Source organism: ANME-2 cluster archaeon, assembly GCA_014237145.1.
Lineage (GTDB): Archaea > Halobacteriota > Methanosarcinia > Methanosarcinales > Methanocomedenaceae > Methanocomedens_A.
Genome location: JAAXOC010000015.1, coordinates 23,724 through 38,503, shown reverse-complemented (window position 1 = coordinate 38,503; position 14,780 = coordinate 23,724). Strand labels below are relative to the sequence as shown.

15 protein-coding genes and 1 pseudogene are annotated in these 14,780 nt (G+C 43.1%); 8 read left to right on the top strand and 8 right to left on the bottom strand.

The annotated features are described in order from the left end of the window. A partial coding sequence (locus HF974_02860; protein MBC2697278.1) for a transposase occupies window positions 1-665 on the bottom strand: 665 nt, incomplete at its 3' end. Window positions 666-1,294: 629 nt separating this feature from the next. After that, window positions 1,295-3,220, bottom strand: a complete 1,926-nt coding sequence (locus tag HF974_02855; protein ID MBC2697277.1) for a sodium:solute symporter family protein — start codon at window positions 3,218-3,220, stop codon at window positions 1,295-1,297. A 222-nt stretch (window positions 3,221-3,442) separates the two neighbouring features. On the opposite strand from HF974_02855, the gene HF974_02850 reads away from it, so the two are divergent. After that, a complete protein-coding gene (locus HF974_02850; protein ID MBC2697276.1) occupies window positions 3,443-4,480 on the top strand; it encodes a methionine synthase in 1,038 nt (345 codons plus the stop codon). A 267-nt stretch (window positions 4,481-4,747) separates the two neighbouring features. Here the strand turns inward: HF974_02850 and HF974_02845 are convergent, their stop codons facing one another. The 5 genes from HF974_02845 to HF974_02825 form a co-directional block, all read right to left on the bottom strand. Further along, window positions 4,748-5,254 carry a DUF3368 domain-containing protein gene (locus HF974_02845; GenBank protein MBC2697275.1) on the bottom strand — a complete coding sequence of 169 codons (507 nt, stop codon included), beginning with the start codon at window positions 5,252-5,254 and terminating at the stop codon, window positions 4,748-4,750. Beyond that, window positions 5,251-5,556, bottom strand: a complete 306-nt coding sequence (locus tag HF974_02840) for a hypothetical protein (protein MBC2697274.1) — start codon at window positions 5,554-5,556, stop codon at window positions 5,251-5,253. The genes HF974_02845 and HF974_02840 overlap by 4 nt, the downstream gene beginning before the upstream one ends. A gap of 204 nt (window positions 5,557-5,760) precedes the next feature. Beyond that, a complete protein-coding gene (locus tag HF974_02835) occupies window positions 5,761-6,567 on the bottom strand; it encodes a UDP-2,3-diacylglucosamine diphosphatase (GenBank protein MBC2697273.1) in 807 nt (268 codons plus the stop codon). A 513-nt stretch (window positions 6,568-7,080) separates the two neighbouring features. After that, a complete protein-coding gene (locus HF974_02830) occupies window positions 7,081-8,055 on the bottom strand; it encodes a potassium channel family protein (protein MBC2697272.1) in 975 nt (324 codons plus the stop codon). 387 nt (window positions 8,056-8,442) lie between these two features. Further along, window positions 8,443-9,846, bottom strand: coding sequence for an SLC13/DASS family transporter (locus HF974_02825; GenBank protein ID MBC2697271.1), 1,404 nt, complete (start codon window positions 9,844-9,846; stop codon window positions 8,443-8,445). A gap of 223 nt (window positions 9,847-10,069) precedes the next feature. On the opposite strand from HF974_02825, the gene HF974_02820 reads away from it, so the two are divergent. The 7 genes and pseudogenes from HF974_02820 to HF974_02790 all read left to right on the top strand — a co-directional run bounded on the left by HF974_02820 (window position 10,070) and on the right by HF974_02790 (window position 13,140). Further along, window positions 10,070-10,354 (top strand): hypothetical protein, encoded by a 285-nt coding sequence (locus HF974_02820; GenBank protein MBC2697270.1) that lies wholly within the window; start codon window positions 10,070-10,072, stop codon window positions 10,352-10,354. A gap of 240 nt (window positions 10,355-10,594) precedes the next feature. Further along, the gene (locus tag HF974_02815) at window positions 10,595-10,816 is read left to right on the top strand and encodes a hypothetical protein (GenBank protein MBC2697269.1); all 222 of its coding nucleotides are present in this window, start codon (window positions 10,595-10,597) and stop codon (window positions 10,814-10,816) included. 60 nt (window positions 10,817-10,876) lie between these two features. Continuing rightward, entirely contained in the window at window positions 10,877-11,464 is a 588-nt protein-coding gene (locus HF974_02810; GenBank protein ID MBC2697268.1) for a hypothetical protein, read from the top strand. An 11-nt stretch (window positions 11,465-11,475) separates the two neighbouring features. Further along, entirely contained in the window at window positions 11,476-11,859 is a 384-nt protein-coding gene (locus HF974_02805) for a hypothetical protein (GenBank protein MBC2697267.1), read from the top strand. 26 nt (window positions 11,860-11,885) lie between these two features. After that, on the top strand, window positions 11,886-12,215 hold the full coding sequence (locus HF974_02800; GenBank protein MBC2697266.1) for a nucleotidyltransferase domain-containing protein: 330 nt from the start codon (window positions 11,886-11,888) through the stop codon (window positions 12,213-12,215). Then, window positions 12,208-12,300 (top strand): annotated as a pseudogene (locus tag HF974_02795) (N-6 DNA methylase). Before HF974_02800 ends, HF974_02795 begins: the two are co-directional and overlap by 8 nt. A gap of 354 nt (window positions 12,301-12,654) precedes the next feature. Further along, a complete protein-coding gene (locus tag HF974_02790) occupies window positions 12,655-13,140 on the top strand; it encodes a hypothetical protein (protein MBC2697265.1) in 486 nt (161 codons plus the stop codon). A 396-nt stretch (window positions 13,141-13,536) separates the two neighbouring features. Here the strand turns inward: HF974_02790 and HF974_02785 are convergent, their stop codons facing one another. Next, window positions 13,537-14,760, bottom strand: a complete 1,224-nt coding sequence (locus tag HF974_02785) for a hypothetical protein (protein MBC2697264.1) — start codon at window positions 14,758-14,760, stop codon at window positions 13,537-13,539. Between the last annotated feature and the right edge of the window lie 20 nt (window positions 14,761-14,780).

Here is a 14,780-nt window from a genome sequence, read left to right as displayed (position 1 = left end):
TGTGAGACATTAGGTAAAACGTGTGCTACTGCACCAATTATCGCACTATCTTCATCGGAAACAATTTTTGAAATATCTCCATTAGGTATGCGAGATTTAATTCTATTTATAAGCGGAACCAATTCAAGATAACTTGGCATAATGTTAGTTATCTGGAAATCCAGGACGACTTTATCTTCTGTAGCTACAACATAAATAACTTTATACCTCAGCCTTTTCCACTGTCGGTTGGTTAATTCTTTTCCCAGTTGAGCTTCGATATAATTTCTCCATCCAGTTTTAACCCAATGTCCATCGATGTGCAATACTCCATTGAAATCAATATCCTGACTTGTCAGTTCCTGGGCTGAGATTTTGCCTTGTTTTTGTTCGTATTTCCACAAAGTTGTTGGACATGGTGCTCTTCCTGATGTATCAGTTAAGCCCTCTGTGAATATTTCACCAGTAATGCGTGAATTCCATAACGTGCACCTACCGTCGTATCTTACACATTTCATTTTTTCATTGTATTCATCGCTGTAATTTGCTGATCCGGTAACACCTATTAACTTGTCATGGTGGTATTTTTTGCAGTCTGGATTTGAACATATCCAATATGTAACTGGGCATCGTATGATGCCATAGCTTGAAATTGCGAATCGATCATAGTATTTGTTTGGTTTCAAGGAACTTTTACAACAGGACGTTAAAGAAGAATTAAAACCGTTTTCTCATGAAGCTATTAAAGAGGTCATTCCAACTTATTACAAAAATATGAGACCCGCGCTTCCTCAATATGAAAGACGTATCACAGCTCTTAGGGCAGAAAAAGACATATTTTCTATAAATGATGATGCTCTGACTGAATACACCTAAATTGTAAAGGATTTAAGCGATATCCGACAAAAAATAAAAGACAGTGTAGATGCACTTGTGGAATATGATTCTAAAAAGAAAAACGAAAGCCAATTGCTGGATTTGAGGAATATTGGTGTGGGTGTTATCGTTGGGTTAATAATCGCTATTGTAAGCTGGGTTTTAACATCATAACCTAAGTTAAATTAAATGTGCAATATCAAAAATATATAAAATGACAAAGATGATAAAAATGACCGGAAATCCATTTCACTGCACTGTAATCTTAAAACCCGCCCCCACCTCGAACAAATAAACTACAACACCTGGGCGCAACTCGAACTCAAACAAGAACTGACCGGGGCTTAAGATGAAAGAAAAAACAACTCGAGATGAAATAAAAGCACGGGAAAGGCCTCACTTCCCCGCGCTCCGGATACTATAACCTACTTGCGCTACTTCAACTCTCAGGCGCGGTAGCCGCCAGCCCCACACCTATCTGCTCAAGCACAATGGACACCTCATCATAAGCAGTAAAAAGATCCCTTTTCAGGACCTTGGCAGACTCCACCCTGGGTTCTGCAGCTATCCATATCTCATTATCACCGCTTCCCCTGGTCATAGACACACAGGATAACATATCCGGGTGGGTCAGCCTGTATACAGAGTCCGGACCAGCAGGAGTGACCCATGCCGGGTAACTCTCCTTAAGTTTCTCAACCGTTTTATTCCAGTCCAGGGCTTTAGAAGCGGTAATGTTCAGGTGCAGGTGTGTGCGCTCACCCGTAACCTTCTCATCGATCCTGCCAAGGAATTCCTTATATTCAAGGTCAGATTCATCAATCTTCTCCACCCCATGCAGTTCCAGTTTCTCAGCCTCATCCTTGAAGAACGGGGCCAGGTTCACAACACTTGAGGGGGCAGTCAACAGGGACACACCAAAGAATGTAACCGCACCCAGTGACAATCCCACGATCACGCCATGACCTATAAGTGCCGGGTGTATGGTCGCAAGATACGGCGGTGCCATGAACGGTGTATTTGCCAGGTCAATAACTACAAGTGCAGTTTGTGCCACAGCACCCACCACCATTCCTGCCAGTGCCCCTTCCTTTGTGGCCCGCTTCCAGAAAAGCCCGCCCATAAGCGGGAAGAAGTATGACGCACTTGCAATGAAAGTGGCAATGTGGATCGCATCAATAATACTGTTAATAAAAAATGATGCAATGGTCGCTGATATCACGATCAACAGCACACTTATGCGGTTTACGATCAGCATCTCTTTCATAGTAGCATCAGGCTTAACAAACCTCTGGTACAGATCGCGGGAAAGACATGAAGCCCCTGATGTGGCAAAGGTATCTGCACATGACATTGCCGCTGCCGCAAGACCTATGGCGCTTAAGGCAATCATGAGGGGTGAGAAATTACTATTAATAAAATCAAGCAGTGCCGGTTCGGCCAGTGCCATTCCTGCCGGAAATCCCATCTCTGCGATCTCTGGATAGACAGCATTCAGCCCGATGGCAATTACCGCACATGCAGCAAACACCACAAATATCAACATCGAAGCCATCACCATTCCTATTTGGGCCGATCTTTTATCCCTGGCTGCCCAGACCCTTTGCCACGGGTCCTGTTCTGTCATCCAGCCCGGGATGATAGCGACTATAAAGATGAGCACCATTGGAATCCCTATGGATAAGGGGTTCCACCATGTGGAATCAACATTACCGAACAGTTCTGTAACACTGAGAGATGCGCCGTCAACAACACCCGAAGTTGCGGCACCCACTGCGAAAAAGGCCATGGTAATGGTGAACAGTGCAAGGAACGAGAACTGTACAACATCGGTCCAGACAACTGCCGAAAGCCCGCCAAGGGTCACATATATGGATACTGCCACTGCAACGATCAGCGCAGCGTACAGCGGGTCAAGCCCGTAGAACACCTGGAGTACAAGGGCAAGCCCCTTGATGTCTGCCACTGCAAACAGTATCATTACAATTGCTATAATAAATGCCAGAGGTGCCCTGATTGCGCTGCTGTATCTCTGTTCCATCAGTTCGGGCTGGGTAATAGCTGGCAGGTGCTTTATCCTGCCCACAAGCATCGCTATGATAAGCAGTGCCAGGATGTTCGGGGCGACAAAACCCCATATCGAGCCCATGCCGCTGAGCATGTAAAACCCGATAACTGCAAGAATCCCACCGGCAGTGAGCCAGGAGGCCGCTGCTGAGAAACCGATGGCTTTTGGCCCTATCTCCCTTCCGGCAAGCCAGAAATCCGTTACTGATTTTTGTTTTTTATTAAAGTACAACCCAATGCCGACAAGTCCTGATAAGTAGACCGCCAGCAGAATTAGAAATATATGATAACCATCCATAATTTAAACATCCATAATTATATTTTACTGATTTATTGATCCCTGTCCTGTTAATGATAATGAAGACTGTTTAGTTTCATTTTTGACATACATATTGCAGAATATATATAGATGTTTAAAAAGCAAATTTTAGTTGAAATCAATTTAACTTGATTTAATTCAAGTATGATTGATTCTCAGGGTAAAAGATATTATTGCTTAGTTCAACCATTAGTATCAACCATGGACCCGAATATAATCTTTGACGATATAGGAAGTTATCCGCTTCCTGAGGGAATCTCCAGGGACTGGATAGAACAGGCGGTCACATCCAGGGCCGAAGATAAGCGCCTGTTTGGGATAATCTCAGACACAATGGAGCAAAAGATAGCGGCTGGTGTGGAAGTACCGACTTATCCCCAGTTCCAGGATATGAACCAGCAGTACTTAAGAATAATCAATGACCCTGAACTGACAGAAGCACCCCTGCTGGTAAAAGAACCAGAGGCAAAGATACTGGAACTTGAAGCTCTTTTGGGCCTGGGTGCAAAGTACAAAAAGGAGCACGGTAAACCCCTTGACATCCGTGTATGTGTTACTGGTCCTGTTGAGCTTTATTTAAAGGAGTTCGGAGGAACATCCTATGGCGATGTGCTGCTGACCTTTGCTAAAAGCATTGACAGGTTCGTTAAGAATTCCATCAGGCATTCGGGCGATCTCAATGTGGCTACTGTTTCTATTGATGAGCCAAGCATCGGTATTAATCCCCAGATCATGCTTAACGATGAGGATATCATAAAGGCCCTGACCGTGGCCGGGAAAACTGCACACCAACACGGTATCGACACCGAGATACACCTGCATTCCCCACTTAATTACAAGCTGGTCTGCCAGGTCCCTTCCATTAATGTAATAGGGGTAGAATCCGCTGCCAGCCCTTCGTACCTGGAGCTCATTGACCGTGCTGACTTACAGGTCTCTGATACATTCCTCAGGGTAGGCATAGCCAGGACAGATATCTTCGGCCTGACTGCTGTGCTTAATGAGAAGTATAATATCAATGTATGGAAGGAAACTGACAAGCTCACGGAAGTGGTTACCGATATGGAAACCCCAGAGGTTATTGCCGGGAGACTTACCAATGCCTACGGAATGTTCGGTGATGCTATAAGGTACGTAGGACCCGATTGCGGACTGGGCTCATGGCCTTCCCAGGGGCTGGCACAGAAGCTTCTAACCAATACGGCCAAAGGTATTGAAATGTTTTGCAGGAACCAGTGAATCTATGGCGTTAATATAGCATCTGTAAATAATACCCGCTTTTTTCATAGAACTTCAGGAAGCAAGGCGATTGATAAGAAATTTTCCACAATGTCCCTTAGTTAAATCTGATCTGAATAGACCTGAAGTCCTTCGGGAATCTGTTGCACTTGTTGAGGTGGGGTGTAAGTAAAAGGATGTGAACTATATGAGTGCAGAACAGATCCTTTCGGACCTGTAACTCAAGCTAATCCGGGCAACTGCGGAGAAGTTTCGTGTTATTGCCAATTATTTAACTGCTTTTAATATCCCTGCATATAATTCTGTTGAACATCGCCAGCCCATGCGCAGCATTTCATCCAGACTGTCTATTGTCTCTTCTTTTGTCAGCAGCCCTATTTTCATCATTCTGAGAAGTAGATAAATCGTTCCATGATGCTCAATTCCTTTTATCTCTGCCATTCCCCTGGCTTCTTCATCATCCAAGAGGGCAATACCATCTAACTCTAAGGCCATGGCAAGCACTTCAGCATCACCACTATGGATTCTGGGATTTTCTTTGAGGTGAGCTACGTATCGGTTATCAGTAAGCGTCTTAATTTTGAGTATTCCGGCATCGAGCAGGTTTTCTATTAGAAAAGCCTCTGGATTGCCGCTCTTTTTTCCCTCTACCACTACCTCTTGATAGACTGATTCCAGGGTGTACTTCTCTTCTGGAAAATGCGTTATTTTTTCAAGTACGTTTATTTTCCCGAGAAAGATCAAGGGTGTGGCATTAAAAATGAGCGGTTTCATTCTAACGCCTTTTGGATGTCATCAGCAAGGTATTTTTCAGACTTGATCCAGACCACACCTTTTTCCCGGACAATATCAGCAAGGTCCCATACTGAGATTCCTGACATCTGTGCAGCATTTAAAAGAGTTACTTTTCCTTTAGAGAGCAGTTTAAGCGCCCGTTCTTCTTTCCAGTGCTGTAATCCTTCTGAGAGCAGTTTTCTTATTGATGCTGATTTTTCAAGGGATTCTTCTTTCATAAAGGTTTCAAGTTCTTGAAAAATGTCTTCAGGGATTCTTGCTGAGATGCTTATTTCAGTCATGTATGGTATGCATGCATTGTATACTTGATATAGTTTTCTTTGGAGAATATTGATTTGAACGTTACTGAGCCTGGACGGCGCTCCGCTCTATACGGGGCATCGATTCGGATGCCTGGGATCGTGCTGTATTTATCTTCTAATCTAATGTTCGCCGGCAAGCTGACGGGAGTACTATCAGTCGTTTTTGCATAGGGACTTGCACTATCAATAGCTCTTGAGCACCACTCCGTGCTCATCGATCTCCAGATAGTCAGAAGATCCCTTCACCCATGAACCAGTGTTCGCAAGATTTATCTCCATCTTCACACACGGCTCGTGTGAATGACCATATATCAAGAACTCGCCTTTATATTTTTCATTGACCAGTTCGATAGCAAATTCCTCATATTTTTTTATCATCAATTCTTCTGGTTCCAACATAATTTCAACTATTCTTTCTCTGATCCATGGCAACGAGTCTTTGGGAGGGGGATATGACGAATACATACTAATAATAAAATTTCTGATCATATCCAGGATACCTCCTCCTCCTCCTTCCCCAATCTTTTCCCAGATCATGTCAGCGGCTTTCCCAACATCGTCTCCAGCCATACAAAGTGAATCTGCAAACGTCTCGTAGGTCTCAATCGTGCCAAATCGCTTGTTTTCAAGCTGGTGTCCATGTATAAAGCGATACTTGGTCCCCCCATATTCGAGGCTCAGGTCGCGTTTGAGATCGAACCTTGCGCCAAAGTAAGATTGGGGAAACTGTATCAGGTGAAAATCATGATTCCCGACTACATAAGAAACCTTTATCTCTGGCTCCAGGTTCATAAGTTTCTGAATGATATCGGTATTCTCGAGTAGTACTCCAACAGGATCTCTCCTCCAGAACTCAAGTATATCTCCAAGGAGAACAAGGTGATCGACGTCATCCCCCAGATTATCTATGAAATCTATAAACTTGCTCCTGTTGCTATATTCTATTCCCAGGTGCACGTCTGAGACGGCTATGCATTTTCCGTTGGTCATGATTTTTTCCTCCTTATCAAATGGCTTTTGACCCAAACCGGAGTCTTTGTTTCCAAGCGAGCCGTAAAGCGGCTACCCCTGCAGCCAATATAGTGGCCAGTGACGATCCGTTTATAGTATCTATGCCTTTGAGCCTCATAGACCACACCTTTTTCCCGGACAATATCAGCAAGGTCCCATACTGAGATTCCTGACATTTGTGCAGCCTTCAAGAAGGTCAATTTTCCTTCAGAGAGCAGTTTTCTTATTGATGCTGATTTTTCAAGGTATTCTTGATGAGATGCTTATTTCTGTCGTGTATGACATGTATGCATTGTATACTTAATATAGTTTTCTTTGGAGAAATTTGATCTGAACGCAAAGGACTCCGTTTTGGAAAAACAGAGCATCAGGATGATGATCGAAATTTGATATTTCGGTAACGTCCTGCAACGTAGTTGGTGTGTGGGTGGAGTGCATATTCGGATTTACGCAGTTCTCCACTATTATTTCCACATTTCATCAATTTAAATTTCAGATCACTTTTTCGATAAATACGAGCCAGTCCCCCTTTTCAAGGGTTACATTGTCAAGTTCTGAAGCCGGGTATATCGTATCTCCTCTGTTTACCTCTATAACCACTATCTTCAGGATATCTTTTGGTTTCTTACCTATCTCTTCCATTGTCACTTCTCTCTCGTTCACATCAACACCGTATCTGGATGTTAAAAGGTCATCAAGGAGTTTTGTTGAGAGTTTATTTTTTATCGCCAGGACCATCAATCTTCCACCAGTTATGGATGGTGTGATAATGTAGTCTGCTCCGCTCTGGCGCACTAATTTTTTGTTCTCTATTTCGTTCGCTCTTGAAATAATGGTTATGTCGGGGTTAAGGTTCTTTGCTGAAAGACCTATCAGCACATTGGTATCATCCCTTCCGGTTGTGATTATTATGGTTTGTGCTTTTTCTATTGCAGCTTTTTTGAGTATGTTCTCTTTACTTGCATTGCCAAGTAATGCGGTAATATTATTGTCTGCTGCATACCGTATGAATTCTTCATTATTGTCAATAACCACTAACTGATCTATGTCATATTTTTTGTTGAGCAGTTCGTCCACAACGGCCTGACCTGTCATGCCATAGCCGCAGATAATAATATGATTGTTAAGTTTTTTATGCAACTTCTTTAGCTCCCATTCTTCTCTATATTGCTGGTATACGAATTGATAAGCTGTTCCAATGAATATCAGCCACACAAACATCCTCCCGGGTGTGATAAAAAAAGCATCCAACATCCTTGCGAGAGGTGAGACTGGCACGATATCCCCGTAGCCCACTGTAGTGATCGTGACCATTGTGAAATATATGGCATCAATAAAGCTAAACACGCCTGTTGGATCATTATGGTCAAGCATTCCACCCGGATCAAAATAATTTTCAAGAAACCATAAGATAAAGGCAAGTATTAAAATGAAGGTCATTACAAGTACAAGGCGAATTGCGACCATTTCAAATGGAGACCTCTTCTCCTTCAAGTACAAATAATGCCAATTTAGTGCCATACCATCACTTGATATAATCTATATTCCTTTTAAACTAAAACTATTTGGGAAACAGTTGGAGAAAAATTGATTTAATAATAAACGTACACAGTTCATCAAGTAAAAGGAACCTACCTTTACTTACCTTCAATATTCGACTTCTAACTTGACATAGGTTCATATGACCCTATGTCAAGTCTAAGTAAAGCAAAATTAACTTAAAATGAGATGTGCCTTTCTAAGTTAAGCTGGATTACTGATGTAGTATCGACAAATCAAGACTTGATGCGCGCAAAGTTACTGAAACATGACTGCAAGAATTTTTTTCACCGACAATTTTTCAACCGTTAGGGTTCAGAACATCAAATACGCAAACAGTGACACAATCACAACAGTAACCAGATTCAGCCACAACCCGGCCCTTGCCATCTGTGGAATAGTAACATAACCCGATCCGAACACAATGGCATTAGGTGGAGTAGCTACCGGCATCATGAAAGCCAGGGACGATGATATAGCGACCGCAGCCATTATCCCGAACGGGGAGATGCCAAGGGTTACTGCAATGGACGCGGCAATTGGCATCAGGATAGTGGCCGTGGCCGTATTTGATGTGATCTCTGTGAATATCTTGGTAATAACAACAGTTGCCAGGATCAACAGGAATACAGGCATAGCCACAAGGAAGGTAAAACTCTGGGATACCCATTCAGCCAGGCCCGTTTCTGCAAACCCCCTGGCAATAGCGAACCCACCACCCATCAGGAGTGCAACCCCCCATGGTACTTTTTCAGTATCCTCCCATGAAAGCAGTGAAGCCTCCTCTCTGGCAGGCATTATAAACAGCAGCAGTGCCCCGGTAATAGCGATACTGGCATCTGTGACCTGGGGCAGGTACTTGCCCCACAACAGCCCCCTGGTCATCCACAAGACCGCCACCAGGACAAACACCATAAGCACATGTTTCTCCTCCCTGGTAATCTTGCCCTGCCTGGCCCTCTCAGCCTTTATGACCTCACCGCTGCCCGGCATCTCATCTTTCCGGATACGGTAACCGATATGGGTAAGATAGAACCAGGTGATGACCAGCATGACAGACGCCAGGGGAAACCCGAAGTATGCCCATTCAAAGAAGTTTACCTGCACCCCGAACATGGACTGGTAGATGCCTGCGAATATCAGGTTGGGCGGTGTCCCTACCAGTGTTGCCATCCCGCCTATGGATGCTGCATAGGCAATCGAGAGCATCAGTGCCACATTGAAATCCGGGTCGGATTTTTTAGCAGATATGCTGGCAATCACAGCGGTTCCGATCGGCATCATGACCATGGCAGTGGATGTATTTGATATCCAGGCAGATAAAAAGGCAGTGGCGACCATAAAGCCTGCAATGATACGCCTGGGACCAATGCCTATTGTGTGCACCACAAACAGGGCAATGCGCTTATGCAGGTCCCATTTCTCCATGGCAATGGCAATGAAAAAGCCGCCTAACATGAGGAATACGATATGGTGTCCGTACTGTGCTGTTACATCGCCTACCTTCATGGCACCGAATGCAGGTAAGACAACGATGGGCAGCAGTGCCGTGGCAGAGATGGGAATGGCCTCGCTTATCCACCATACAGCCATCCAGATCGTGACGCCTGCTACAACTGTGGCGGCAGGGGACAGGCTTTCAGGTTCGGTAAATAGGATTAAAATAAATAAGAACGGGCCTAGAACAAGACCTGACCTTTGCCTTATACCTTTCTTCACACTTATAGAATAAAAACCATTATATTTAAATCATATTAGATTTACCTGCTTTTGGAGGTATGATAAATTGTATAAAAAACTGATTATATTACTGGTGTTATTTACATTAATAGCAGCAGGTTGTACAGAAAAGGATTCTACGACTATCTCAACAAGTGATGGTGATGTGGATATTAGTGTCAGTGTCCCTGATGACTCTGAAAATGAATGGTGCCCGGTCGGAATGTCGTGGGATGCTGCAAATCCGCAGACTGGTGAGACGTCGAGCATGGAGATCGTAGGTACTGAGACAGTCGACGGTGTTGAGATGTGTAAGGCTATCCTTGAAACAAATACAGATGATGAGATCGCAAAAATGGTATACCTGTTTTCAGAGGACGGCGAGACTTTCGAATGGACATATTATGATGCTGACGAGAATATTGTCTCACAGATGAGCATGAAAGACGGCAATATGACCATGATCGATGAAGAGGGTAATGTAATGAATTTAGGTGGGATGACGTAAGGATCTTACAAAAATTCAAGCACTTCCCATTCCAGCCTTGGGATGGAAGGGGGCTTCTCTTTTTTTACATGTTCATGGCAAAACCCTGCCGTAATAATCAATACATAATCCAGTTGCCTACTGCGGCAGCTTCACCCTAATCGTAAGCTGGTATAACACCCCGCCGCCCTCCACCCACTCGCCGAACAACATCGCATCGTCGCCCGCATCGAGGAGCTGTTCACCAATCTGGACGCTGGCATGGAATCGCTTAAGGCGGCCCAGGCTCAGCTGAAGCGCTACTGCCAGTCAGTGCTGAAATCCGCATGCGAGATCAGGCTGGTGCCCACTGAGGGTGAGCTGGCGCGGGCCGAGGGGCGGGAGTATGAACCTATGGTGCTGCTGCTGGAGCGGATAAAGGCAGAGAAGGCGCAAAGGGAAAAACTAAAAGTAGAAAGAAAAGTAAAGCGTACAATGGAATAAAACACTTTCACAGTGCTTACCAAAAGAAGATATGATTACTGTACCAATAGAGATTTGAAAATGGATATTAAGAAACGAATATTTGAAAACCTGACTGAAACTCAAAAATACGCTTTGTTACTCCTGAGTGCAAACAATTTTGAGCCAATCAAAGGCAAACTCTGGTACCAAAAGGAACTTTTTCTTTTATGCAAGAACAATGAAGAACTTGCAGATGATGCTGATTTTGAAGCTGATTTTATGGGACCTTATAGTGAAACTGCAGATGAAGAATTAGAACAGCTTGAATCTGCAAGAGTTGTTGAAAAAGAAGGAAATAAATTAAAATTAACTGGTCTTGGTCAGGAAATCGCAATAATAATCCGTGAAAATACCACTGCTGAAGAAAAAGAAATGATTGAGGATTTCAAGGATATGCTGAATGATTTGACCGAAGATGAATTGCTTGGTTTCATATATTTTACTTATCCTGAAATGACCGAAGAGTCAATAAAGATTAAAAAAATACAGCCCAAACGAAAAAAGATTGCATTAAGTCTCTATGCAAAAAGCAAGATTAGTTTTGGGAAAGCCCTGGAAATCTCTGGAACTAATATTGATGATTTTGTTAGAGAAGTTAAACTGAAAGGGATTCAGATATATTCATAGGTACTCTGATTATGAAAATTTTAGATTCATCCCCAGTCATAGCTTTTTATACTGAACTTAATGAACCAGATATGTTACATAAATTTATAGAATTGGGATATGAGTTAAGTATACCAAGAAGTGTATTTAAGGAAATAGAGAATGGTAGAACTTCAGAACCTTTAAAATCGAATATAGCACATGGAAATATCGAAATAATGGCCAGTTTGCCTGAAGAAGATATATTTCATTTCAAGAATAGATATCCCTATCTCGGATATGGGGAAATAATCGATGACCAAAGGGCTTTGGAATATCTTTCTAATAAACCTTGTGTTAAAAAAGAAGATTATAAAAAGATTGCGAAGATGAAAAAAGAAGTGGCACGAAAACAGACACTGTTGCCATCGTTTTAACATCAATAAATGTATCAATTGAGTTTATGTATAAAAATAATATTGAAAAGGCAATTAAATTCTTGGAGCAATGTTTGAAAGAGAATGGATTAAATATCTCGAAAATCATTTTATTTGGTTCACAAGCTACTGAAACAACTGATAATAGTGATGTAGATATATTGATAATATCGGATGACTTTAAGAATAAAGATATTTTTGAGCGAGCCCGTTTAACAAAGGATGCCGAGATAAAAACAATTCGAAAATTCATGGTCCCACTGGACATTGTTACGCTTACATCAGAGGAATTTGAAAATGAAACCTCACCTGTAGCCGAATTTGCCAAGAGCGGAAAAATAATGTTTGGAGCTTAACTTCCTCCAGCATGTAAAGACTCTGCTAAAGATCAACGGAAAAGCTGCCATTGTGATGCCGGACAATGTGCTCTTTGCGGGGGGGCAGGCGAGAACCTGCCAGACCTGGATCTACTGGCACGGGATATTGCCGAGAACCTGGAGACTGCCCTTGAGCAGTTCAGTACGATTTACCAGGAACTGGAAGAGGAATAAAATAAAGAAATCCAATCAAAACCCATACCTCGCCCCCGAAGCCTCCTGCGGCAGTTTCACCCGTATCGTAAACTGGTACAGCACCCTGCTGCCCCCCAGCACCTTCATTATCATGGCCGCTTCAGTATCGCACAATGGTGTTGTGTATCGACCTGACTATCCCGCGTGCTGTAAAACCAGTTTTTCATCTATTGCAGGATAACATTTAACATTAAAACAGCCAATTAATACTGGGAGTAATGATTTGAAAGAAAAGACTGCACGTGACCTGGTTGTTACGATTGCCATAATCCTTGTATCATTAACATTCATTATTTCTTTTAAAATCATTATCTACTCATTCTATACCGGGACGTTGATCTGGGGTATCATAGTTATACTTCCAATATTATTTTTCATGGCTTTTTTACTCGGAACAGTAATATTGGTCCTGAACCGTCTTAATAGTGGATTATTTCGCTCAATAACGTTTAGTGACCTTGAATTCAGTGATTTTAAAATTCTTGACAAAACACATACCAATACCGGGAATAAGATAGTAATTGTCACCAAACGTAGTCTGGTTTCGGCAGTAATCATTTCAATATTCATTTTAATTTACTCATTCTATACCGGGACATTGATCTGGGGTATCACAGCCGCGGTTATGATAATGATTTTAACACCTGTATTGTCTGGATTAATCTCATTGATCAAATTCTTGTTAGTTGATGAAAACGAAACCTCCTGAAAATCCTTGCCAAAATATCTGCTTAATAAAATGGAAACGTCACATATTTGGCATTAAGAGAAAATCAAAACCCATACCTCGCCCCCGAAGCCTCCTGCGGCAGCTTCACCCGTATCGTGAACTGGTACAACACCTGACCCCCCTCAAGTACTTTGAACTCTCCTTCCTGCTGCCCCCCAGCACCTTCATGATCCTGGCCGCCGCATGCCTGGCACTCGCCACGTTGGTGATATAGACATCAATCCCCCGCTTAACATCAAGAAACTCATAGTCTGCGCCGCCACAGTATTTCTCGATAATGTTTGTTACCGACCTGGCCTCATCCCCGGTTATCTCCCTGTCTGCCCTTACCTACAGTATGGCATCGTGTCCCATACATTTCTCCCGTTACCCTTTCTATCCTTCAATAATCTTCCTAAGCCCGGAGCGCACCCCTTCCCTGGCCGTAAACTCCATCAGCCCCTTCCAGCGTTCCTGTAACTCACACAGGTCCTGGAAAGGATTGGATACAGGCACTGCATCGGTCCTGGCCAGTTCGATATTCCTCAATGACTCTTCACTACCAACCGTATCACCATTTTTAAGATACATACCAGATAACAAATTGCATGACCCTTCGATTTTCTCATCAAGGTCTGGTTCCAGGAACCGGCCAGGATAAGAACCAAGGTCCACGGGACTGACCAATGTCATTTCAGACCTTCCTTCCTGGGAGTTTATCTTTTCTCTCTCAAAAACAAACCTGTAAATATCCTCCTTTAATCGCATCCAGAGCGGATGGGACTTTGGCGGTGGAAGGTGTTTAATAGATAACTGGTTGTCCAGGAATAAAGAAAACCCGAACATCCTGGCATTTATCAGGTAATCAATATCCTCACCCCTGGTAATCCCTGGGTCAAAAGGCACAACAGTAAAAAGGTCCGAGTGTATCACCATATTCCCGCCAAATACAAAAGGGGTCTCCTTCAACCTGGGTCCGATCCCGATAATGTCATCAAAGGCCTCATTCATCCTTTCATTTTTATCCCAGTACTTCATCCACGGATCAGACTCGATTTTTGCATGATAGTCACCATCAGCCCGTAGATAATACCCGGCCACCCCATTGACTGTCCTTCCTGAAATTTCTTTGCCAATAAATTCTTTTGCCTTCCCCATAAATCCCTGATCCTCGAAAACCTCGTCATCATCAATAAGCACCGCTGCTTGTGAACCAAGTACATGCGACACAAATAAGCACAGGTTCCTTACATTTGAATATCCCTTTAATTCAAGTAAAGATATGTACTCTCCCCCTCCCATTTTAAGCATCAATTCGTGCACCTGCTTAAGCTGGGATGCACCGAACATCAGGACATCAATATCCGTGCTGTCAGAAGCCTTTCCGATGATTCCGGCAACCTTCTTCTCCACCTCTTCTTCAATATCCCCTGTAGTGGCAACCGCAATTATTACCAACTTAAAATCCTTATCTTCCAGCACATCCAGGCTTTGCAGCATCCTGGGCAATGTGCCATCATTATCCATAGGTGTAGGATGGTCATACACAGCATCACCATGTCTCCACCCGTACTCACTTACCCTTGCCCAATATGATGGGACTACTATATTCACTTTCAAGTATGCACTCCCTGACAACT

Excerpts from the sequence above, each read along its gene's own strand:
- HF974_02855 (MBC2697277.1), bottom strand. The coding sequence starts at position 3,220 with ATGGATGGTTATCATATATTTCTAATTCTGCTGGCGGTCTACTTATCA.
- HF974_02850 (MBC2697276.1), top strand. The coding sequence starts at position 3,443 with ATGGACCCGAATATAATCTTTGACGATATAGGAAGTTATCCGCTTCCT.
- HF974_02845 (MBC2697275.1), bottom strand. The coding sequence starts at position 5,254 with ATGAAACCGCTCATTTTTAATGCCACACCCTTGATCTTTCTCGGGAAA.
- HF974_02840 (MBC2697274.1), bottom strand. The coding sequence starts at position 5,556 with ATGACTGAAATAAGCATCTCAGCAAGAATCCCTGAAGACATTTTTCAA.
- HF974_02835 (MBC2697273.1), bottom strand. The coding sequence starts at position 6,567 with ATGACCAACGGAAAATGCATAGCCGTCTCAGACGTGCACCTGGGAATA.
- HF974_02830 (MBC2697272.1), bottom strand. The coding sequence starts at position 8,055 with ATGGTCGCAATTCGCCTTGTACTTGTAATGACCTTCATTTTAATACTT.
- HF974_02820 (MBC2697270.1), top strand. The coding sequence starts at position 10,070 with ATGTCGTGGGATGCTGCAAATCCGCAGACTGGTGAGACGTCGAGCATG.
- HF974_02815 (MBC2697269.1), top strand. The coding sequence starts at position 10,595 with ATGGAATCGCTTAAGGCGGCCCAGGCTCAGCTGAAGCGCTACTGCCAG.
- HF974_02810 (MBC2697268.1), top strand. The coding sequence starts at position 10,877 with ATGGATATTAAGAAACGAATATTTGAAAACCTGACTGAAACTCAAAAA.
- HF974_02805 (MBC2697267.1), top strand. The coding sequence starts at position 11,476 with ATGAAAATTTTAGATTCATCCCCAGTCATAGCTTTTTATACTGAACTT.
- HF974_02800 (MBC2697266.1), top strand. The coding sequence starts at position 11,886 with ATGTATAAAAATAATATTGAAAAGGCAATTAAATTCTTGGAGCAATGT.